Origin of the sequence: Agrobacterium sp. SORGH_AS_0440 (genome assembly GCF_031453135.1) — a bacterium.
Lineage (GTDB): Bacteria > Pseudomonadota > Alphaproteobacteria > Rhizobiales > Rhizobiaceae > Agrobacterium > Agrobacterium pusense.
Map to the genome: position 1 here is coordinate 646,537 of NZ_JAVIYR010000002.1, position 20,804 is coordinate 667,340.

Here is a 20,804-nt window from a genome sequence, read left to right on the forward strand (position 1 = left end):
AGCGGGTACCACGCATTTCTTCTCCCCGCCGGGGAGAAGGTGGCCCGAAGGGTCGGATGAGGGGGCAACGCCAGCGATTGACAGAACCCTTGCCCCCTCATCCCGCTGCCGCGGACTTCTGCCCGGCGGGGAGAAGAGACAAGTGGCGCTATCCCAGCCACTACGAAGAACGCATTTCACAACGACACCTCCGTCTCGCTGTCCTCCATATCCTCTTCTTCCTCCCGCTTTTCCGCCTTGTTCTTCGGCTTCATCAGCGGTTCCGGCTTCACCTCGCGTACCGGCTTGTTGTGCAGCATCTGCCGGCCGGCGGCGAGGCCTTCCACGGCTTGCAACTGCAGTCGCTCCTCATCGCGTTCGCGAATGTCGTCGGCAATCGCCAGAGCCCTGTCGCCATCCATATCGAGCCCCTCGAGAATGCGCCTGCCAAACAGCAGGCCGGATTCCAGCGTTTCGCGGAGCTCATATTCCACGCCCTTCTTTCTAAGGTCGATCGAATGAATGCGGTCATAGGAGCGGGCATAGATGCGCACGCTTGGAAATTCCGACTGGATCATGTCGATGATACGGTCGGTGACTTCCTTCTTGTGGGTGCAGACAGCCACCAGATCGGCCCGTTCGATGCCGGCGGCGATCAGCACGTCCTTGCGGGTGCCATCACCGAAAAAGATACGGAAACCGAAACGGGCGGCCTGACGCACGCGATCGGCGGAACTGTCGATCACGGTCACGTCGCGCCCGCCGGCGAGAAGGATTTGCGAGGCGATCTGACCGAAACGGGAAAAGCCGATCATCAGCACATCCGCGCCGGCTCCGTCGAAATCCTCTTCCAGCTTGTCTTCTTCCGCATCCTCCGCCGTCAGCCGGCGTGAAATCACCGCAAGAAGCGGCGTCAGCGCCATGGAGAGCGTAACGACGGCAACGAGGATCGAGGCCGTTGCCTGCGGAAACAGCCCCGAGGCGGCAGCCGTGGTGAAAAGCACGAAACCAAATTCGCCGCCCTGCGCCAGAAGCAGCGCGATGCGGCTCGATGCATAACGCGATGAGCCTGCGATGCGGCAGAGGCCATAGATCAGCGCCGCCTTCACCGCCATCATGACAGGCACGGCGATCAGGATAAGCACGATGTTCTCATAAACGATATGGACGTGCAGCGACATGCCGACGGCCATGAAGAACAATGCCAGGAACAACCCGCGAAACGGCTCTATATCGGCCTCCAGCTCATGCCGATAGGAGGATTCCGACAGCATCAACCCCGCCAGCAACGCGCCCATGCCCATCGACAGGCCGACCGCCTCCATGATCGCGGCGGCGCCGATGACGACGAAGAGGGCGGCGGCGATCATCACCTCCCGCGCGCCGGTGCGGGCGATGATCTGGAACATGGGGGTGAGAAGATACCGCCCGGCAAGGATCATTCCGGCCACCGCGACGACGGAGGCGATGAGATCGGACACCATGGAGTCCGTCGGCACATCGGGCCGGTTGGAAAGAATGGTGACAAGGGCAAGAAGCGGCACGATGGCGAGATCCTGAAACAGCAGGATCGAGAAGGACCGGTTGCCGTGCCTTGTATTCATGTCGCCGTCATCGGCAAGGATCTGCAGTGCAAAGGCGGTGGAGGAAAGCGCAAGGCCGAAACCTGCGACGAGGCTGCCGCGCCAGTCGATCAGCCCCGCCCACCATACAATCGCCGCAAGCACACTGCCCGTCACCAGTACTTGCGCCAGCCCCAGCCCTAAAATATCGCGCCGCATCTGCCAGATGCGCGACGGCTTGAGTTCCAGCCCGATGATGAAGAGCAGGAAAACGACGCCGAGTTCCGAGACGTTGAAGATGTCCTTCGCATCGGTGACCAGATGCAGGAACGGCCCGATGACGATGCCGGCCACCAGATACCCGAGCACGGTGCCAAGTCCGAGTTTGCGGAAAACGGAGGCCGCAATGACCGCGCCGGCCAGAAGCAGCAAGGGTTCGGAAAAGAGAGCGTCGTGCTCGGTCATGCGGGCGAACTTTCGAATAGGGTGGCGATGGCGCCCTCTGGACGGAGAAAGCGACGTTTCGCCCTTGATGCGGGGTTGCTGGCACAATAAATGGAACAGGAATGAAAGGCCAACTCATGTCCTCAGAAATAGATTCTTCCAAACTTCTCGAGCGCGCCAGCCAGCTTGTCGATCTTGCCCGGGCCGCCGGCGCGGATGAGGCGGATGCTGTTGTCGTGCGTTCGCGCTCACAATCGGTCGGCGTGCGGCTCGGCAAGGTGGAAAGCACCGAATCCTCCGAAAGCGACGATTTTTCCCTGCGTGTCTTCGTTGGCCGCCGGGTGGCAAGCGTTTCGGCCAATCCCGGCTTCGATCTGAAGACCTTGGCGGAAAGGGCAGTGGCCATGGCGAAGGTTTCGCCGGAAGACCCCTTTGCCTGCCTTGCGGACAAGGAACGGCTGGCAACTTCCTATGACGATCTCGAGCTTTTCGATGCAACGGACGTGTCTGCGGATCAATTGCGCGAGGCGGCCCTTGCTTCGGAAGAGGCGGCGCTGGCGGTCAAGGGCGTCAGCAATTCCTCGGGTGCTGGCGCGTCGAGCGGCATGGGCGGGCTCGTGCTGGTCACCTCGCATGGCTTTGCCGGCAGCTATATGGGCAGCCGTTTCAGCCGTTCCGTCAGTGTCATCGCCGGCGAAGGCACGAAGATGGAGCGCGACTACGATTTCGACAGCCGCCTTTATTATGCAGATCTCGATGCCGCCGAAGAGATAGGCCGTCGCGCCGGTGAAAAAGTCGTGCGCCGCGTCGGTCCGCGCCAGGTCGATACCGGCAGCAATATCACGGTGGTGTTTGATCCACGCATCGCCCGCGGCTTCGTCGGTGCGATTGCAGGCGCGATCAACGGCGCTTCCGTTGCCCGTAAGACCAGCTTCCTGCGCGACAAGATGGGCCAGCAGGTGCTGAAAAATGGCCTGTACCTCACCGACGATCCTCAGATCGTGCGTGGCCCTTCCTCTCGTCCTTTCGATGGCGAAGGTGTTCGCGGCGAAAAGATGACGATGATTGAGGATGGCGTTTTGAAGCACTGGTTCCTCTCCACCTCCGCGGCACGGGAACTCGGCCTGGAAACCAACGGCCGCGGCGTGCGTGGCGGCACTTCGGTCTCGCCGGCCTCCACCAACCTTGCTCTGGAGCCGGGCGATCTCTCGCCGGAGGACCTGCTGGGGCAGGTCGGGTCGGGCTTTTACGTCACCGAGCTGATCGGCCACGGTGCCAACATGATCACTGGTGAATATAGTTGCGGCGCGAGCGGTTTCTGGATCGAGAACGGCGAAAAGACCTTTCCGGTTTCCGAGGTCACGATTGCCTCGAACCTGAAGGACATGTTCATGCGGATCACGCCAGCCAATGATATTGATCGCAAATACGGCATCGCGGCCCCGACGCTCGCCATCGAAGGCATGACGATCGCAGGCAAGTGAGGCGACCTGCGGGGTTTTCGCTGGCGCTTCATATGCAAGTGCGAACAGAAAAACGGGCGCGCCATCTGAGGCGCGCGGAAAAGACGGCAAGATGAACGACATGGATGAGGCCCGCTGGGCCTCCGATCTGAGGCTGGTCCTCGAAGCCGCCCGCAAGGCGGGCGAGACAGCCCTCGGTTTCTTCCGCAAGGATCCCGAGGTCTGGTGGAAGAATGGCGGGCTTTCGCCGGTCAGCGCGGCCGATTACGCCGCAAATGAAATCCTCGAAACCATTCTGCGCTCCGCCCGGCCGGATTATGGCTGGCTTTCCGAAGAGACGGATGACGATACGGACAGGCTTTCCCGTTCCACCGTCTTTGTGGTCGATCCCATCGACGGCACCCGCGCCTTCATTGGCGGCAGGGATACCTGGTGCATCAGCGTTGCCGTGGTGCATGAAGGGCGACCGGTGGTGGGCGTGCTCGTCGCACCGGCGCTGTCGGAGGAATTTACCGCGATAGAGGGTGGCGTGGCGTTAAAAAACGGAAGCCCCATCTCCGCAAGCGGCGGCAATACCGGCACCTTCCATCTCGCCGCCGCGGCAGAGGCGATCACGCATCTGCCGGAAACGATGCGCAACAATGTCGAGCGTGTCCCGCATGTGCCGTCGCTGGCCTACCGGCTGGCGATGGTGGCGGATGGTCGTATCGACGGTACGCTGGTCATGCCCAACTCACACGAGTGGGACCTGGCCGCGGCGGATCTCATTCTCGAACGCTCCGGCGGCCGGCTTGCCGGTCTGGATGGCAAACCTCTGATGTATAATCGCCGCCGGGTGAACCACCCCGCATTGTGCGCCGCAGCAAATTATGCGCTGCCTGCACTTTTGAAAGCGTTTTCACATCCGTCTGGCAGTTGACGTTTGGCGGGAAATCCCGCAGATGAAGGCCTCTCTCAGAGTTCAAGAAAGAGATAAGACATGACGGAAACTGGCAAACCGAAACAGCTGCTGCACCTCGTCTTCGGCGGCGAACTGGAAAACCTTCAGGATGTTCAGTTCCGGGATTTGAGCGCGCTCGACATCGTCGGCATCTATCCAGATTACGCCTCCGCGCTCACGGCTTGGAAGTCGAAGGCACAGATGACTGTCGATAACGCCCATATGCGTTATTTTATCGTGCATATGCACCGTCTTCTCAATCCTGACGACAAAATTTGAGTCCCTTTGCCCTTGCGTTGTAATACTATTGGATGAAAGCCCGCTTTCCCGTGATTCCTGCGCGAGCGGCGCGGCCCGGGAATGCCGTTACGAGAAAATGTGATCGCGCTTTCGTTTCCGATGACAAAAAATGACGCAATTTGAGAAGAAGTAGGCGGCGATAACAACCAGAACAGGGGCAGGGCATTGCGCGGAATGATCAAGGGCAGACTGTCATGAGCAGCCGTATCGCACGTTTCGCTCTTTCCGGTTACCGCATTGCCGGTATCGCCGCTTACCCGTTTGCCAAGCCCTATCTTTCCTATCGGGCCGCCAAGGGCAAGGAAGACAAACGCCGCCGGCTCGAACGTTTCGGTTATGCGAGTGCCGAGCGCCCGCGCGGGCCGCTCGTCTGGTTCCACGCCGCAAGTGTCGGCGAAACGCTGGCGCTTATTCCGCTCATCCGCGAAATCCGCAAACGCGACATCTTCGTGCTTCTGACCACGGGTACGGTCACCTCGGCCGAACTGACCCGCACCCGGCTCGGCGATGACGTGATCCACCAATATGTGCCGCTCGACATCAAGATCGCGGTCAACCGTTTCCTGACCTACTGGGCACCCGATGCCGCCATCACGGCCGAGTCCGAAATCTGGCCGGTGACGATGATGGAACTGGAGCGTCGGCACATTCCGCAGATCCGGGTCAATGCACGCCTTTCCGACCGTTCCTTCGATCGCTGGAAAGCTCGCCACGACATTGCTGAATCGCTGTTTTCCAAGCTGGCGCTGGTGGTTGCCCAATCCGATCTCGATGCCGAACGTTTCCGCGATCTCGGCTCCTGGCCGGTGGTGATATCGGGTAACCTCAAGGGTGACACCGACCCGCCGCCCTGTGACGAGGCGCTGCTGGAGAGCTACCGCAAGCAGGTCGGCAATCGCAAGACATGGGCGGCGATCTCAACCTTCGACGGTGAGGAGAAGGCCGCGGCCACCGTGCATGCGGCGATCAAGTCGCGCAACGGGCAACTGACCATCATCGTGCCGCGCCATCCCGAGCGTGGAGATGAGGTGGAGGCCATGCTGAAGGGCATGAATCTCTCCGTTGCTCGCCGCAGCCGCAATGATGTGATAACGCCTGAAACCGATATTTTCCTCGGGGACTCCATTGGGGAAATGGGGCTTTACCTGCGGCTGACCGAGCTTGCCTTTGTTGGCCGCTCGCTGACGGCCGAAGGCGGGCAGAACCCGCTGGAGCCTGCCATGCTTGGCTGTGCGGTTTTGTCGGGCGCGCATGTGCAGAACTTCCGCGAGGCCTATCAGAAGCTGATCCGCGCAGGTGGTGGCCGCATCATCCGTGATGTGGAGATGCTGGCAAAGGCGGTGCATTATCTGCTGGTCAACGATAATGAGCGCTACAAGATGATCGATGCGGGCAATCGGGTCATTCAGGATATGCGCGGCGCGCTGTCCTCCACGGTGAAGGCGCTGGAGCCCTATATCAACCCGCTCACCGTTTCCGCCAAGCTGCAGCCGCGGAGCGCCATCGGATCATGGTAGCGGATATAGAACTCAACGCCGCGCAGTCAATCGCCGCAGTGCTTTTCGACAAGGACGGCACGCTGCTGGGCTATGACGCAAGCTGGGGACCGGTGAACCGCGAACTCGCGTCGATTGCGGCCAAGGGAGATCCCGTCCTCGCCGACAGGCTTCTCTCCGCCTGCGGCATGGATCCCGTTACCGGTCATGTCGTGCCCGACAGTCTTCTGGCCGCCGGCAACACGGCGGAGATCGCCGCCGGTCTCGTCGCCGCCGGCTCGCCCTGCGATGTTGTCGAGCTCACGCAACGTCTCGACCGGCTTTTTACCGAGGCCGCGGATAAATCCGTGCCGGTGACCGATCTCAAGGGTTTTTTCGCGAGGCTGAAGGCTCGCGGCTACAAGCTCGGTATCGCCTCCAGCGACAACGAAAACTCCATCCGCCAGACGGCCATCCGCTTCGGTTTCGAAAACGATATCGATTTCGTTGCGGGATATGACAGCGGTTACGGCACCAAGCCGCAGCCCGGCATGGTCCTCGGCTTCTGTCAGGCGATCGGTATCTCTCCCGACCGCGTGGCCGTCGTCGGCGATAATAACCACGATCTGCATATGGCGAAAAACGCCGGCGCGGGTCTAAGGGTCGCCGTTCTCACCGGCACCGGCTCTCGCGAAAGCCTGGGTGCGGATGCCCATTATTGTTTCGATGACATCACCGGGCTCGAAGCGCTGCTGCCGGAACGGGCTGTTTGAAGCGGTGCCGCACGGTTTGCATTGTCGCGGCACTCTCCACGTCCCGTCATGCCGGCCTTGAGCCGGTATGACGGAGAAAATGGATATCGCGGCGCGCAGATTGAAGTTCCATGTTAAATCACGGCCAGTCCGTATCAGCACCGGTGCGTAAAGCCGTCTATTCGGATTTTGCAATTTACGGTTTTTTCTGGCAAACAACCTCCCAGACGTGAAATGGCGAACGCAATGCCGTGGGCGACCCGGCCGGGAGCGGGAATAGATGGTTTCTGAAGCGCCGCCCTTCTGGTGGCAGAAAGCGGGCTGGCAGGCGTGGCTCCTGTCTCCTTTCTCGCTTCTTTACGGCAAGGTCGCCGGCCGGCGCATGCGGACGGCAAAAAGGGCAAGTGTCACCGTTCCAGTCATCTGCATCGGCAACTTTACCGTGGGTGGCGCGGGCAAGACGCCGACGGCAATGGCAATTGCAAGGGCCGCCGTTGCGAAAGGCTTGAAACCCGGATTTCTCAGCCGCGGTTATGGCGGCACACTGGATGTCACCACCCTTGTCGATCCCGCACATCATCGCTCTGCCGATGTCGGAGACGAGCCGTTGCTTCTGGCGCGCGAAGCGGTGACGGTGATTTCGCGCCGCCGCGTTGAGGGTGCGCATCGCCTGATCAAAGAGGGCGTCGATCTCATCATCATGGATGACGGGTTTCAGAGCGCGCGTCTGACGCTGGATTATGCGCTTGTCGTCATCGATACAATGCGCGGCATCGGCAACGGCCATCTGGTGCCGGGCGGTCCGGTAAGAGCCCCGCTCGCCGAACAGATGCGGCATATGACCGGGCTCCTGAAGGTCGGTAATGGTCACGCGGCCGATGCCCTTGTGCGGCGAGCCGCAAAGGCTGCCAAACCCGTTTTCGTTGCGGCGATCACGCCGCAGGAGCCGCAGGATTTCAGGGGAAGGCGTGTGCTGGCCTATGCGGGCATAGCCGACCCGGCCAAATTTTATCGAACCGTCGAAGCGCTCGGCGGCGATATCGTGATGCAGCGCTCTTTCCCGGATCATCACCACTTCAGCGATGACGAGATTGCCGATCTTCTGCAGGACGCAGGCAAGGCGGATCTGCAACTTGTCACCACGGCCAAGGATGCCGTGCGGCTTAACGGGCACCACGGCCGGGCAGAGGAATTGCTCTGGAACAGCCTGGTGATCGAGGTCGACATGGTGTTCGACGATCCCAATGCGGCTGGAACGATTATCGATACGGCCGTGGCGAACTGCCGCGCCCGTTTGCTTCGGGATAATTCGCGGACGTCGCTATAAGGCACCGAAAAAGACAAGCCGTCGTGCGCCGGTTTCTCCTCACTGACGTGACGAGCACAGGGACGAGGGAGGCACACGCGCGACACTCAACGCGTCGCTTCCCTCCTTATGCCGGCAAAGTACCGGCCTTCTTTTCGGCTTCCAGAGAAGCCGCGGCATCCACATAGGCCTCCTGCCGCGCCACGCTCCAGTAGCGCAGCTCATCGAGCGGAATGCTCTTGCCTGTCATGGCGCAGATGACATGCGAGCCGGTCTGGACGATGCGGAAGTCACCGTCGAGATATTCGATGACGGCGAGGCGATTGCCGCCTCCTTCAAATCTGTTCATCCGTTTTCGTCTCCTGCTCTGTCCTGTCGGGGCACCCAGTCCGAAACGGCGTAGCGTTTTCCTGAACAATCCGGATGCTCCAGTATCCTGAATTTATATAGGCCGGCGTGGCGCAAGGCCAGCCCCGACGCCCTTGCATGTAAGAGGGCGTCAGCTGCGGCCGAAGAGCCGTTCTATATCGGAAAGCTTCAGTTCGATATAGGTCGGACGGCCGTGATTACACTGGCCCGAACCCGGTGTATTTTCCATCTGCCGCAGAAGCGCATTCATCTCCTCCGGCCGCATGCGCCGGCCGGAACGCACCGAGCCGTGGCAGGCCATTGTGGCGGCGACATATTCCAGCTTGTTGGCAAGCGTCGAGGCGGCGTCCCATTCGGCGATCTCGTCGGCAAGCTGGCGCACCAATCCCTGCACGTTGACCTCACCCAGCATGGCCGGGGTTTCGCGAACGGCGACGGCACCCGGCCCGAAACGCTCGATGACGAGCCCCAGCGCATCGAAACCGGTGGCGTGATCCATCAGCCGGTCGCAATCTTCTTCCGGCAGATCGATGATTTCGGGGATGAGCAGCACCTGCGAAGCCGGCCGTTTGGAATGCAGTGCATTCCGCATCTGCTCGAAAACCAGCCGCTCATGCGCCGCATGCTGGTCGACGATGACAAGGCCGTTTTCTGTCTGCGCGATGATGTAGTTCTCGTGCAGCTGCGCCCGCGCAGCCCCGAGCGGGTAGAGCGTGGGCTCGGGCGAGGAGCCCGCGCCGGCTTCATAAGTTTCCCGAGACTCGGCCCGCGCCGTTGGGGTGGTGATGTCCGAGAAATGTGATTGTACCGCCTCCGAAAACTGCGTTGCGCCTGAAACGGCGAGCGGCCGTGACGGCGAGGTCGCGGCGGACCATGGCGCGGGAGCGGTCGTGAAAGGCGATGGCCTGAGGCCAGAAGGGCTATAGCCGGGGCGGAAGGCGTTCATCATCTGGCTGGCGCCCGTCGTTGCCGCCCTGTCGCCGTCACGCGTCAGCGCCTGGCGGATCGCGCCGACGATCAGCCCGCGAATGAGCCCGGGGTCGCGAAAACGAACGTCGGATTTCGCCGGGTGTACGTTCACATCCACAAAGGCGGGATCGAGCGTGATGGAAAGCACCGCGACAGGATATCGCCCATGCGGCACGGTTTCGGCATAAGCACCGCGAATGGCGGATAAAAGCAGTTTGTCCTGCACCGGACGGCCGTTGACGAAGACATATTGATGCGCCGAATTGCCACGGTTGAAGGTGGGCACGCCGGCAAAGCCCGTCAGCGTCACATCCTCACGCCCGGCATCGATTTCAATGGCGTTGTCCTTGAAGTCCGCACCGAGAATCTGCGCCATGCGGGCCAGATGATCGTCACCCGTCGACGGAATTTCGAGCGTCGACCGATCCGTGCCTGACAGCACGAAGCGGATATGCGGAAAGGCGATTGCCATGCGTTTGACGACTTCGGTGATTGCGGCCGCTTCGGCGCGTTCCGTCTTCAGGAATTTCAGCCGTGCCGGTGTGGCGAAGAACAGGTCGCGCACCTCGACGATGGTGCCGGCATTCGAGGCGGCCGGCCTCACATCGGAAACCTTGCCGCCGGTGACGGAAATCACCGAACCCTGCTCCGCGCCCTGCTGGCGGCTGGTGATCGTCAGCTTGGCCACGGAGCCGATGGAGGGCAGTGCCTCGCCGCGGAAGCCGAGCGTGCGTATATCGTCAAGTGTATCGGAAATCTTCGAGGTGCAGTGCCGCCTGACCGCAAGCTCGAGATCGGCCGGAGACATGCCACAGCCATTGTCGGTAATCCGCACCAGCCCCTTGCCGCCGCCCGCCGTGGCGATCTCGATGCGCGTCGCCCCGGCGTCGATGGCATTTTCCACCAGTTCCTTCGTGGCGCTGGAGGGTCTTTCGATGACCTCGCCGGCGGCGATCTGGTTGATAAGGGTTTCTGAGAGCTGCTTGATGGCCATGATCGCCATTTTCGCGGATTCGCGCCGGCTTCGAAAGCAAAAAACTGAGACCGCGGAAATTTGCACATGTTTTGCGGGTTGCATGGCATCGGACCATTTCCGCCAATGCAGTTTAAGCGTTAATCCGCCCTTAATCGCCCTTGTTTATGGTGGGGCAGCTTGAAATGACCGCAGAAACGGGGCCACCTCTGCCGGGTGGTGTGTGACGTCGACTATGGGTGAGCGTCATCTTCTCCTCAAGACTGCTTCAAGCGGCAAACCCTGATGTCTGTTTTCCGGAATTTTCGTTTCATCCCGGCATCTGCCCTGGACGATTCCAATAGAAACAAAAGCCTGACCCATTAAAACAGGCGGGAGTTTGCAGTTGAGTGATTTGGCGTCCTCCGGCGCGGGCGTTCATACGGTGATGCTTGATGCCCTTTGCGACGCGCTTGGCGCGGCGATCGTCGTTTACGACCGTAACGATCACATTATTTTCGCAAGCCGGAAGCTCCTCAGTTTTTTCCCGCTGGAAGAGGCCGTCATCGGCCCCGGCGCGCGCCTGCGCGATTATCTGGGCGCCCTGTACGATTGTTACCATATCGAGACGGAAAATCCTGTCGCCAATGCCCGCCAGCTCGGTCGGGAAGAGTGGATCGGCGAACGGCTGGCTCTGCACTGGAAGGAACGGTCTGAAAAAACCGAACGGCTGAAGGGGGAGAGGTTCCTGCGCTTTGTCATGAACCGCCTGCCATCCGGTCTCGGCATTAGTGTCCTCGCGGATATTTCTGAACAGAAGAAGCGCGAAGAACAATGGCGTATCGATCTCGAGCGCGTACAGCTCCTCGAGGATATTCTCGACAATCTGCCGTTTCCCGTCTTCGTCAAGGACCGGAACCTGGCCTATGCCGCCGTGAATAAATCCGCCTGCACCCTGGTCGAAACCAGCCCCGAGAGCCTGCTCGGACGCACGGTCTTCGATCTCCATTCACGCAAGGTTGCGGGGCGGATCGATGCGGCCGACCGGACGGTACTGGAGAGCGGCACGCCAAGCGTCATTCCGGAAAGGGTGAGACGCCTGAACGGCGAAGAGATACTGACGATCACGCGCAAACAGCGCGTAGGACGGCCAGGCCGTTATTTCCTGGTGACGACGATGGAGGATGTGACTGCGCTCGCCACGCTTGATGCGAACGGCATGCCCGTCATCCCTTCTCTGGAGCATGTGGCATTTGTGTCCTCAACCTATGGAAAGGATGAGAAGGAAGGCCGTAACGGCTTGCTGAAAAGCAAGGCGGTGCTGGTCGTCTCCGAAAACAGCCGCTTTGCAGAGGCCGCCGGCCGCCAGCTCACGGCAGGTGGCATGGACCATGCAGCGGTGACGAGCGAGGAAGAGCAGCGCGCCTTTATCGATGTCGCCGCCTCCGCCGGGGTTGCCATCGATGTTGTTGTCATCGACGCCCAGATGAGCATCGCATGCCTCGATATTGCCGCGGCACACCATCTGCCCGTCGTCAGCATCGAGGAGGACGAGATTGACGCGTCGTTGTTGCATCATGTGGCTGTAGGGCTCCATTCGGTGCCGAAGGAGAAATCGGTAGAGGAGGACTGGGAGATCATGACGCAGGACCTGCCCAAAATCCTCAGCAACGGCGGCGTGTGCGACGTTCTTCTCGTCGAGGACAACCGGGTCAACCAGATCGTTTTTTCGCAGATACTTGAGGGTCTCGGGCTTTCCTGGCGGCTCGCCACGTCGGGCGAGGAAGCGCTGCGTCTCTTCGTGGAACAGGCTCCGTCGGTCGTCCTGCTTGACACGACGCTTGCCGATATCGACGGCTTCGAGGTCGCCCGCCGCATGCGCGATCTTTCGGGTGAAAAGCGCATTCCTGTTGTCGGCGTCATTACCCACGCATTCGAAGGCGACCTCGACAAATGCCTCGCATCCGGGATGGAGGACATGCTGCTGAAACCTGTCAGCCCCGATATGGTGGAGGCTGTTTTTGTGCGGCTTTTTGGCAAGGACGTGCTGCAGCTGCAGGCGTGATAGCCCCCTCCATCGAACCGCGTGGCGTAAACATACAATTAATTGCCGCCGCCTCGGCCGTTTTGCGCTGGCAGCGGGTCTCAACGAGGGCGGTCTGCGTTTTTCGGTTCGTCGCTCTATGGCTTTTTTAATACTTGCCCTGCATTGTGATCGCGGTCGATAGAGGATTCAAGAGATGCAGGAATGAAACGGGCAGAGCCGCAAACGTTGCAGGTTAGCCAGAACGAGCTTCAGGCGATGGCCTACAGCGATCCGCTGACAGGGCTCGGCAACCGCTACCGTTTGCGGGACAAGATCCGCATGCTCGCCAGCGAACGCTCCAGCGATCCAGCACCCTTCACGGTCGGCATTGCCAATATAGACGGCTTCAAACCCATCAATGACCTTTTCGGCGTGCAGGCGGGCGATGAAATCCTCTGCCAGGTTGCTCACCGCCTCAAAGCCTGCATTCCCGATGGCGCCATCGTGACGCGCCATGATGGCGACGAATTCGCTTTCGTATTGCCGCTGGTGTTCGAACGCACCGGTGCCGAGCGTGTCGGCAACATGATCAAGGACGTGCTCTCCGCTCCCTATGATCTTGGTGATCGTAACGTCCGGCTTTCCTCCTCGTTCGGCTTTGCCATCTATCCCTTCGCCGGCGATGATTTTGAGGATCTGCTGAAAAGCGCCGAGACGGCGCTCTACCGCTCCAAGCGGCGCGGCCGCGGCCAGATCACCGTCTATTCGCGTGAGATTGCGCAGGAGATGAAGCGCGCCACGCAGCTTGAGCAGGCGCTCAGAAACGCGATCATCACCGACGCGATCGACGTGCATTTCCAGCCCATCGTCCGGCTGGAGGAGGCGAAGGTCATCGGTTTCGAGGCGCTCGCGCGCTGGAACGATCCGGATCTCGGCTTCGTATCGCCTGCGGTTTTTGTGCCGCTGGCCGAAGAACGCGGTTTCATCGATGCGCTTTCGGAGGCCCTGCTCAGAAAAGCCGCGGAAGCGGCGCTTTTCTGGCCGCGTGAGCTCTTTCTGTCCTTCAACCTGTCGTCCGCGCAACTGATGGACCCCAGCACGGCCGACAATATTCTGTCCATACTTTCGCGTGTCGGCCTCGACCCGCACCGGCTGGAGCTTGAAATCACCGAAACGGCGGTCATGACCTCCGCCGATACCGCCCAGCGGATCATCAGCGAGTTGCAGAGCGCGGGCGTTCGTATTTCTCTCGACGATTTCGGCACCGGCCAATCGAGCCTCGGCCGCCTGCGGGATTTCACATTCGACAAGGTGAAGATCGACCGCGCTTTCGTCTCGCGCATCAGCAGCGACCGCCCTTCCGAACATATCATCAAGGCCATCGTCGCCATGTGCGAAGGGCTTGATCTTGAAGTCGTGGCCGAAGGGATAGAGGAGCGGGCGGAAGAGGAAAAACTGCGCGCGCTCGGCTGCGCCATGGGACAAGGCTACTTCTACGGCCGCCCCGCCGACGCCGCGGCGACCCAGCGGTATCTACACGAGAATTACCGCGAGATATTGTCGGATATTTCCTGAGAAACGGAATGACCTTGGACGAGGTGGTGGGGACGCCCCCAACACCCCTCATTCCTGTCTTTGTCACGGGAACCCGGCCGACGCGCGTCTGCGCGGCGAAGAGAGTCCCTTCGGTCCAAGACTTCGGCTGGCTAGGTTCCTGCGACAAGCACGGGAATGAGGCGAAGGCGGTGCGTGCCTCGTCTCAGAGCCTGTAAAGCGGTTCAAACCGGCCCTTGACCTCAACCCCCAGTTCGAACGTCAACCCGTGCTGCGGATTGGCGGCTAGGGCGTCCTCGTCAAGATTTTCACGCGCCGACGTCACGAGAAGGCGCGATGCTTCCGGGCCGACGAAGGCCGGGCAGGTCGTCTGTCCCGCGGGCACCGCATATCGGGCAATATGGTTGCCGTCGGTATCATAACGATCAACCGCGCCTTCGCCCCAACGAGCGTTCCAGATATGCCCTTCGGCATCGCAGACCGAGCCGTCGATACCGCCATCGACTCCTGTCGAATCGATGAAGACTTCAGCCTTGCCGGAGGGGAGGCCGGTCTCGGGATCGAGCGGCACGCGCATCAGCTTGTTCACCTTGGTATCGACGTAATATCCGGTCGCGCCATCGGGCGAGAAGCAGATCGAATTCGGAATGCTGATATCGGCAAACAGCTTCGTCACCGTGCCTTTGTAAACATGATAGATGCTGCCCGCGCCGGTTTCCGCCTTTCGGCCCATGGTGCCGATCCAAAGCGCGCCGCAAGGGTGCATGCGCCCGTCATTGGACCGGTTGCCGAGCAGGTCCTTTTCCAGCTCCGCATGCAGAGTCAGCACACCAGTCTTCGTATCACGCAGGAAAAGCCCGTCATCGGAGGCGATCAACTGTTGGCTGTCGCTGACTTTCGCCAGAGCGCTGCCCATGAAGGGCAGGGCATGGACGGTCTTGCGGCCGGAGGCGAGGCGCAGTTCATGCAATTCCCGCTCGAGAATGTTGAACCACCAGGCCGTGCCGGTCGCAGGGTCGAAGGTCGGGCCTTCGCCGAGCAGCATCGGCGTCTCGTCAAGAACACGTCCGGTAAAGGGAAAAACAGTCGCCAAGCTCTTATCCTCCGATGGCTGCATCATAGGCCGACAGTGTGACAGTGGCGCGTTCGCGTACCTCCGCTGCGGTCATGCCGGGTTTATAGAGGCTGGTTCCTAGCCCGAACGCCATGATGCCGGCCGATGTATAGTCGGCAAAATTCTTATCCGAGACACCGCCGACCGCGGCGATGACCAGATCCTTCGGCAGGATCGTCCGGATCGCATTGATGCCGGCGGGGCCGATGATGCTGGCGGGGAAGAACTTCAGCCCGGTCGCACCGGCTTTTGCGGCCACCAGCGCTTCGGTGGGGGTGAGAACGCCCGGCATCGTCACCATGCCTTTTTCACGTGCAGCTGTAATGACCTCCGCATCGGCATTGGGGCTAACCATCAGCCTGCCGCCTGCCGCGTCCAGCGATGCGACGTCTTCCACGCTCAGCACGGTCCCGGCGCCGATCAGGCAATCGGCGGGCGCCATCTTTGCCGCGATCTCGATGGAGCGGAACGGATCGGGGGAGTTCAGCGGAATTTCGATGGCGCGGAAGCCGGTTTCGATCAGCGCGCCGACAACGCCTTCTGTCTCCTCGGGTTTCAGGCCGCGCAGGATGGCAATCAGCGGATATTTGATGGAAGGGAAGGGAATACGCATGGTCGATCTTTCTTCTTATGGCCAGATGGCTGTTGCAGCGGCCAGCAATCCGCGCCGCACGGCTTCGTCTGCGTCGATGACCGTATAGTGGATATCGAGAGCGGTGAAGGCACCTTCGTAAAGCGCGCCAAGCGCGCCGGAGCCGATCAGCACCACTGGTGTCTCCCGCCGCGCCGTCGAATGCGCGCCGGCGATCTCCAGCCCGATCATGACGCCGGAAAGCCTGGCCTTGGCATCCGTGGCGGCGAGGCCATGCAGCAATTGACCGGAGCGCAGTGTGAACAGCCGGTTGCTGGCGAGCTGCGGATTGGCGTAAATGTCGAGCACGGCCGCTCTGAAGTCCTCGTGTTGGCCGGTGAAAGGCTCCGCCTCGGCCACCGCATGGGACAGGATCGTCTGCTTGGAAATGACCTCGAACAGTTCGCCGGTCATGAAGGTGGCAAAGCCGTTGACGTCGCCATCACGAACGGTCACCCATTTGGAATGCGTGCCGGGCATGCAGACAAGTTTCTCGCCGGTGTCCGAGGAGGCAAGAGCGCCGAGCAATTGCGTTTCCTCGCCACGCATCACGTCGGGCGCGTTTTTATCCCGCTGCGCCAGCCCCGGCAGAATGCGCACATCGCGCGCCTGACCCGGCACGCGAACCGCGCCATCCAGCACCGACGACAGCGATGCCGGCACGTCGATGTAACCCGCTTCGACCCAACCCTGCCGCGCGCCTGCCATACCACAGACGAGAACCGGCAAATCTTCAGGCGCGCCGATGGCGTCGAGATGCGCTTGCAGAACCTCGGCAAAACCGGTCCGCATGGCCGTGGTCATGCCTTCCGAACTTCTGCGCTCCGCCAGCACCGCACCCGAGCGGCTCATGAGCCAGAGCCGGAAACTGGTCGTACCCCAGTCAACGGCGATAAAAGCGGGTTCAGACATTATAGAAGGCCTCCGTCTACGATTATGGATTGCGCCGTGATGGCGCTTGATGCCGAGGATGCGAGAAACAGGCATGGCCCAGACAAATCGGCAGCGACGAGCATGCGCTTCAAGCATTGTCGCGCCGTGGTCGTCGCAATGCCCTCATCCGTCAGCCACAGTTCCTTCTGCCGCTCGGTCACGATCATGCCCGGCAGCAGCGTGTTGACGCGGATATTTTCTGGCCCCAGCCGGCCGGCAAGGCTTTTTGTCAACCCGATGATACCTGCCTTCGCCGCCGCATAGGAGGGAAGTTCGCCCATGTTGAGCAGAAACGAGATGGACGAGAAATTGATGATGGAGGCGTCTTTCGCGAGCCGGAGGTAGGGAAGCGCGGCCTGAACGGTAAAAAACATCTGCTTGAGATTGACCGCCTGGTTGGCATCCCAATAGGCTTCCGTCACCGCATCTATGTCATGACGGTCGTCCCAGGCGGCGTTGTTGACCAGGACCTTGATACCGCCGATCGCCGCGGCCGCCTCAGTGACGGTCACGGCTATGGCCGCCACGTCGCGCAGGTCGGCCCTGAAGAAATGGACCGGGTGGGGCGACACCCCGGAAAGCCGCCGGACCAGCGCTTCGCTCGGCTCTTCGGCGATATCGATGAATGCTACCTTTGCGCCCTGCATGGCAAAGGCTTCCACGAGCGAAGCCCCGATGCCGGAACCGCCGCCGGTGATCAGCACGCCCGCATCCTTGAGGTCCGGAAATTGGGCTGTCGTCATCGGCATGATCTCATCCGTCAGGGGCTTGATTGTTCCATTATTTGGAACTAGATTTTAATAAATGGAATTATTCCCTTGGCGCAAGCCTCATGTCAAGGTGAATGACAATGGATGTTGCCATGCCTGATACCAAAATACCCAATGGGAGGATGCGCAGCGCAGTTCCAGCCGCGCGGCAAAAAACCGATAGCGACACCGGTACACTTGGTAAGGCCATCTCGCTCCTAGAACTGATCGCCCTTTCTGAAAGGCAGATGCGTTTCACCGATGTGGTGGAAGCGTGCGGGCAGCCGCGAGGCACCGTCCATCGCCAGCTCGCACATCTGCTTGCCGAAGGCCTGATAGAGCAGGCCCCCGACCAGACCTACGTTGTTGGCCTGAGGCTGTTGCAGTTTGCAGCCAAGGCCTGGAGTGGCAACGATCTGCGCAGCATAGCCGCCCCACACCTGGCGGCGCTGCAGGAGGCAACGCAGGAATCGGTGCATCTCGCGGTTCTGATCGGCCGCGAAGTGACCTATCTGGACAAGATTGAGGGCAAGCACAGCTTGCGCATGCATTCGCAGGTTGGAAAGACCTCGCCAGCCTATTGCACAGGCGTGGGTAAGGCCGCGCTGTCGCTGCTACCCGCCGGCGATCTCGAAGATCTCGCGGCCGGGCTGGATTTTAAGCGCTTCACGGACAACACCATCACCACACCGCAGGCCCTGATGGAGGATGTTTCGGCCATTCGCACCCTCGGTTACGGTTTCGATCTTCAGGAGCACGAGATCGGCATTCATTGCGTTGCGGCGCCGTTACCGGCCCCGGGACGCAGTTTCCGCGCGGCGATTTCAGTGACCGGCCCCGCCTACAGGGTGGATGTGGAACAGCTCCGCGCCTGGGCGCCGCTGGTGCGTGCAACCGCCGATAAAATTTCGGCAGAACTTGTCTATCGCTTATCGCCGGTTGCGGATGATTGACGAAAAGGCGATGCCGCTTATGGGGATGCCCGCCCGCGAAAAAGAGGAGACATGACCGGCTTACGCGAGATAACGCTAATTTTCGAATATTCTGATCTAATTTTCAACTTTTGTTTGCATGAATCGATTTGCTGAGTAACATCCTCAAAATTCCGGGCAGAGGCGGGCCTTTGCGGCGGCATTTCCTCATGCTCGAAGAACAGCTTTCATGCAGAAAACAGAAACGGCCAGCGTTCAGTCGATTGGTGTTGATTGCGTTCGCGAGATCGCCAATCTTAATACGCAGTTCGATATATTCCGCTTCCTGAAGCGGCTGACGGAGGCGTGGGAATTCAGGGCCTTCATGGTACTCGACCTCACTACAGAGGTCTCAAGCGAATTGTCGCATTATACCGTCATCACCAGCTGGCCGGCCGAACTGTTGCAACGCTATGATGAAGAAGGCGAGTTGCAGAACAGCCGCGTCATGGCGCGGCTAAGAAAATCCACTGTACCCTTTTCCGTGTCGCTGGATTTCCTGGTCGAAGGCGAGGGGCATGTCCTGAAGAAAAACGTGGTCGCGCTTTTCGAACGGTTCGAGATGATAAATTCCGTATGGTTCCCGGTGCATGATGTCACCCTCAGGCGCGGCGCCGTATCCTTTTCCGGCAACAAGACGGCCCTGCCGGAAGCCCGGCTTGCGGAGCTTTTTTACATTTCCAGCCACGTCTTTGCCCGGCTGTCCGAAATCCGCCGTCTCGATCTCCGCGTGCCGGAAACATTGAGCGAACGGGAGATCGACTGCCTGAACTGGACGGCAGCCGGAAAGACCAGTGCCGAAATCGCCGAGATCATGATGTTGTCGGAGCATACCATCAATCACTACCTGAACCGCGCGACGAAAAAACTCGATACGGTCAACCGCACCCAGGCGGTCGCCAAGGCCCTGCGCGTCGGACTGATTAAATAGCGAAACTCGCAATTTTATCATTGTGATAAAGCCCTTCCTGGGCGATCCTCTTTTCGAATCACCGGAAAGGAGAAATCGTTGCCGGAGCGGCATAGTGTAAAAGCGGGATTTTCTCCGACTGTCGATTGCGCCGTGCTGATAGTCGCTGCCGAAAAAGGCTTTGCCGCCGATGAAGGCATAGAACTGGAACTGGTCCGAAAGCAGTCCGCACGTGGTGTTCTTTCGGTGCTCGGCGAGGACGGCGTTCAGATCGCGCATTTGCCCGCTCCCGTTCCCGTGGGGTCGGCCGTTGGTCTCCATGATATGCCGGCCAATATCATCGGCGTTTTCACGCTTTCCCTCGGCGGCTCCGCGACCACCGTTTCCCCTGGGTTTTATGATGAACTTTACCGTGAGGGACTGAAGCTGCCGGACCCGGCGGCTTTCGGCCGTGCGATGGCCCGCGTCTGCGCCGCACGCCGGGCCGCGGGTGAAAATCCGCCCGTCTTCGCGGTTGAGGATATCGCCTCGACCTCCTTTTATGCCCTGCGTTATCTGCTCGGAAGCTGCGGTGTGCTGCTTGGCCGTGACATGGAAATCGTCGAAGCGCTGCCGAAGGCGATGCCCGGGCTTCTGGAAAGCGGCGACGTCGATGCGCTCTGTTCTGCTGAACCCGCGGGCAGCGCAGCGGTGCTGGGTGGCGCCGGGCGTATCGTGACGACGGGCGCGCTCATCTGGCACAATGCCCCGGAAAAAATACTTGCCGTGAAGCGAGATTGGGCTGATGCGAATGCCAGCCTGTTGGAGGGGCTGCTGCGCGCACTTTACCGCGCGGGCGAGTGGTGCGCCAACCCCGCCAATATCGAGGAACTTGCCGGTATTCTGGCCGCCCCCCATTATATGAACGTCAGTGGCGAATTCCTGCTTCCGGCCCTGACGGGCTATATTTCGACTTCGCAGAAGGACATGCAGCGTTTTCAGGAATTTTTCGTCATCAGCGCGAAAGCGGCGAATTTTCCATGGCAAAGCCAGGCTCTTTGGTTCTTCAGCCAGATGTTGCGCTGGGGGGAAATACCCGCCGGTTGCCGTTTCGATGCCGCGGTGGTGGAAGCCGCACGCAATGCGTATAGGCCGGATATTTTTCGCAAGGCGATGAAACCACTTTTCGTGCCGGTGCCAGGCGCCAATCTGAAGCTGGAAGGCACGCTGAGGGAACCTGTTCATGTCGGCGCATCGCGCACCGGCCTCGTTCTGGGACCCGACTGTTTCTTCGACGGGCGCGTCTTCGATCCGGAGACGCTCGATATGGATGACGAGATTTGAAATCGCAGCGCTAAATCGTCGCGAATGGTTCCTGTTTGCGCTTTGGCATTGGCGAACCGCTCCCGCTTGTCTATGGATGGCG

At 60.4% G+C, this 20,804-nt stretch carries 18 protein-coding genes; 11 read left to right on the plus strand and 7 right to left on the minus strand.

The genetic code is table 11. The annotated features are described in order from the left end of the window. Nucleotides 1-176: 176 nt before the first annotated feature. Nucleotides 177-2,006: a monovalent cation:proton antiporter-2 (CPA2) family protein gene (locus QE453_RS12395; protein ID WP_004440219.1), complete on the minus strand. Its 1,830-nt coding sequence runs from the start codon at nt 2,004-2,006 to the stop codon at nt 177-179. 116 nt (nt 2,007-2,122) lie between these two features. Here QE453_RS12395 and QE453_RS12400 point away from each other — a divergent pair, with 116 nt between their 5' ends. The 6 genes from QE453_RS12400 (at nt 2,123) to lpxK (ending at nt 8,242) form a co-directional block, all read left to right on the plus strand. Continuing rightward, complete coding sequence (locus QE453_RS12400; protein WP_034496291.1) at nt 2,123-3,469, plus strand: TldD/PmbA family protein; 1,347 nt, start codon at nt 2,123-2,125, stop codon at nt 3,467-3,469. Nucleotides 3,470-3,560: 91 nt separating this feature from the next. Then, nucleotides 3,561-4,367: a 3'(2'),5'-bisphosphate nucleotidase CysQ gene (locus QE453_RS12405; protein WP_004440221.1), complete on the plus strand. Its 807-nt coding sequence runs from the start codon at nt 3,561-3,563 to the stop codon at nt 4,365-4,367. Nucleotides 4,368-4,427: 60 nt separating this feature from the next. After that, nucleotides 4,428-4,667, plus strand: a complete 240-nt coding sequence (locus QE453_RS12410; protein ID WP_004440223.1) for a DUF4170 domain-containing protein — start codon at nt 4,428-4,430, stop codon at nt 4,665-4,667. 215 nt (nt 4,668-4,882) lie between these two features. Further along, complete coding sequence (gene waaA, locus QE453_RS12415) at nt 4,883-6,205, plus strand: lipid IV(A) 3-deoxy-D-manno-octulosonic acid transferase (RefSeq protein WP_006699512.1); 1,323 nt, start codon at nt 4,883-4,885, stop codon at nt 6,203-6,205. After that, nucleotides 6,199-6,936, plus strand: coding sequence for an HAD family hydrolase (locus tag QE453_RS12420; protein WP_004440228.1), 738 nt, complete (start codon nt 6,199-6,201; stop codon nt 6,934-6,936). The genes waaA and QE453_RS12420 overlap by 7 nt, the downstream gene beginning before the upstream one ends. Nucleotides 6,937-7,195: 259 nt before the next feature. Beyond that, nucleotides 7,196-8,242 (plus strand): tetraacyldisaccharide 4'-kinase, encoded by a 1,047-nt coding sequence (gene lpxK, locus QE453_RS12425; RefSeq protein ID WP_045532635.1) that lies wholly within the window; start codon nt 7,196-7,198, stop codon nt 8,240-8,242. Between the two features lie 106 nt (nt 8,243-8,348). Here the strand turns inward: lpxK and QE453_RS12430 are convergent, their stop codons facing one another. Both QE453_RS12430 and mutL read right to left on the minus strand, forming a co-directional pair. Then, nucleotides 8,349-8,570, minus strand: coding sequence for a DUF2093 domain-containing protein (locus QE453_RS12430; RefSeq protein WP_004440232.1), 222 nt, complete (start codon nt 8,568-8,570; stop codon nt 8,349-8,351). 150 nt (nt 8,571-8,720) lie between these two features. Beyond that, nucleotides 8,721-10,553 carry a DNA mismatch repair endonuclease MutL gene (gene mutL / locus QE453_RS12435; protein WP_174150710.1) on the minus strand — a complete coding sequence of 611 codons (1,833 nt, stop codon included), beginning with the start codon at nt 10,551-10,553 and terminating at the stop codon, nt 8,721-8,723. Between the two features lie 406 nt (nt 10,554-10,959). Here mutL and QE453_RS12440 point away from each other — a divergent pair, with 406 nt between their 5' ends. Both QE453_RS12440 and QE453_RS12445 read left to right on the plus strand, forming a co-directional pair. Beyond that, a complete protein-coding gene (locus QE453_RS12440; protein ID WP_309778139.1) occupies nt 10,960-12,576 on the plus strand; it encodes a response regulator in 1,617 nt (538 codons plus the stop codon). 183 nt (nt 12,577-12,759) lie between these two features. Beyond that, the gene (locus tag QE453_RS12445) at nt 12,760-14,112 is read left to right on the plus strand and encodes a bifunctional diguanylate cyclase/phosphodiesterase (protein WP_004440238.1); all 1,353 of its coding nucleotides are present in this window, start codon (nt 12,760-12,762) and stop codon (nt 14,110-14,112) included. 184 nt (nt 14,113-14,296) lie between these two features. Here QE453_RS12445 and QE453_RS12450 read toward each other — a convergent pair whose 3' ends face one another. From QE453_RS12450 to QE453_RS12465, 4 genes are read right to left on the minus strand one after another with little or no spacing between them, the layout of a single operon-like run. Continuing rightward, nucleotides 14,297-15,184: an SMP-30/gluconolactonase/LRE family protein gene (locus QE453_RS12450; RefSeq protein WP_045532633.1), complete on the minus strand. Its 888-nt coding sequence runs from the start codon at nt 15,182-15,184 to the stop codon at nt 14,297-14,299. A gap of 4 nt (nt 15,185-15,188) precedes the next feature. Then, the gene (locus tag QE453_RS12455) at nt 15,189-15,818 is read right to left on the minus strand and encodes a 2-dehydro-3-deoxy-6-phosphogalactonate aldolase (RefSeq protein ID WP_004440240.1); all 630 of its coding nucleotides are present in this window, start codon (nt 15,816-15,818) and stop codon (nt 15,189-15,191) included. Between the two features lie 15 nt (nt 15,819-15,833). Continuing rightward, nucleotides 15,834-16,748, minus strand: a complete 915-nt coding sequence (locus QE453_RS12460) for a 2-dehydro-3-deoxygalactonokinase (protein WP_045532632.1) — start codon at nt 16,746-16,748, stop codon at nt 15,834-15,836. Then, nucleotides 16,748-17,518, minus strand: a complete 771-nt coding sequence (locus QE453_RS12465; RefSeq protein ID WP_045532630.1) for an SDR family NAD(P)-dependent oxidoreductase — start codon at nt 17,516-17,518, stop codon at nt 16,748-16,750. Before QE453_RS12465 ends, QE453_RS12460 begins: the two co-directional genes overlap by 1 nt. 113 nt (nt 17,519-17,631) lie before the next feature. On the opposite strand from QE453_RS12465, the gene QE453_RS12470 reads away from it, so the two are divergent. The 3 genes from QE453_RS12470 (at nt 17,632) to QE453_RS12480 (ending at nt 20,722) form a co-directional block, all read left to right on the plus strand. After that, a complete protein-coding gene (locus tag QE453_RS12470; RefSeq protein WP_107339382.1) occupies nt 17,632-18,471 on the plus strand; it encodes an IclR family transcriptional regulator in 840 nt (279 codons plus the stop codon). A 208-nt stretch (nt 18,472-18,679) separates the two neighbouring features. Then, entirely contained in the window at nt 18,680-19,420 is a 741-nt protein-coding gene (locus QE453_RS12475; protein ID WP_004440251.1) for an autoinducer binding domain-containing protein, read from the plus strand. Nucleotides 19,421-19,498: 78 nt separating this feature from the next. Beyond that, complete coding sequence (locus QE453_RS12480; protein WP_309777152.1) at nt 19,499-20,722, plus strand: CmpA/NrtA family ABC transporter substrate-binding protein; 1,224 nt, start codon at nt 19,499-19,501, stop codon at nt 20,720-20,722. Nucleotides 20,723-20,804: the final 82 nt, after the last annotated feature.

What these genes read in the sequence shown, in the direction of transcription:
- QE453_RS12475 (WP_004440251.1), top strand. Translation starts at nt 18,680, where the DNA reads ATGCAGAAAACAGAAACGGCCAGCGTTCAGTCGATTGGTGTTGATTGC.
- QE453_RS12420 (WP_004440228.1), top strand. Translation starts at nt 6,199, where the DNA reads ATGGTAGCGGATATAGAACTCAACGCCGCGCAGTCAATCGCCGCAGTG.
- mutL (WP_174150710.1), bottom strand. Translation starts at nt 10,553, where the DNA reads ATGGCCATCAAGCAGCTCTCAGAAACCCTTATCAACCAGATCGCCGCC.
- QE453_RS12470 (WP_107339382.1), top strand. Translation starts at nt 17,632, where the DNA reads ATGCCTGATACCAAAATACCCAATGGGAGGATGCGCAGCGCAGTTCCA.
- QE453_RS12440 (WP_309778139.1), top strand. Translation starts at nt 10,960, where the DNA reads ATGCTTGATGCCCTTTGCGACGCGCTTGGCGCGGCGATCGTCGTTTAC.
- QE453_RS12395 (WP_004440219.1), bottom strand. Translation starts at nt 2,006, where the DNA reads ATGACCGAGCACGACGCTCTCTTTTCCGAACCCTTGCTGCTTCTGGCC.
- QE453_RS12465 (WP_045532630.1), bottom strand. Translation starts at nt 17,518, where the DNA reads ATGCCGATGACGACAGCCCAATTTCCGGACCTCAAGGATGCGGGCGTG.
- QE453_RS12455 (WP_004440240.1), bottom strand. Translation starts at nt 15,818, where the DNA reads ATGCGTATTCCCTTCCCTTCCATCAAATATCCGCTGATTGCCATCCTG.
- lpxK (WP_045532635.1), top strand. Translation starts at nt 7,196, where the DNA reads ATGGTTTCTGAAGCGCCGCCCTTCTGGTGGCAGAAAGCGGGCTGGCAG.
- QE453_RS12400 (WP_034496291.1), top strand. Translation starts at nt 2,123, where the DNA reads ATGTCCTCAGAAATAGATTCTTCCAAACTTCTCGAGCGCGCCAGCCAG.
- QE453_RS12460 (WP_045532632.1), bottom strand. Translation starts at nt 16,748, where the DNA reads ATGTCTGAACCCGCTTTTATCGCCGTTGACTGGGGTACGACCAGTTTC.
- QE453_RS12430 (WP_004440232.1), bottom strand. Translation starts at nt 8,570, where the DNA reads ATGAACAGATTTGAAGGAGGCGGCAATCGCCTCGCCGTCATCGAATAT.
- QE453_RS12405 (WP_004440221.1), top strand. Translation starts at nt 3,561, where the DNA reads ATGAACGACATGGATGAGGCCCGCTGGGCCTCCGATCTGAGGCTGGTC.
- QE453_RS12410 (WP_004440223.1), top strand. Translation starts at nt 4,428, where the DNA reads ATGACGGAAACTGGCAAACCGAAACAGCTGCTGCACCTCGTCTTCGGC.
- QE453_RS12445 (WP_004440238.1), top strand. Translation starts at nt 12,760, where the DNA reads ATGAAACGGGCAGAGCCGCAAACGTTGCAGGTTAGCCAGAACGAGCTT.
- waaA (WP_006699512.1), top strand. Translation starts at nt 4,883, where the DNA reads ATGAGCAGCCGTATCGCACGTTTCGCTCTTTCCGGTTACCGCATTGCC.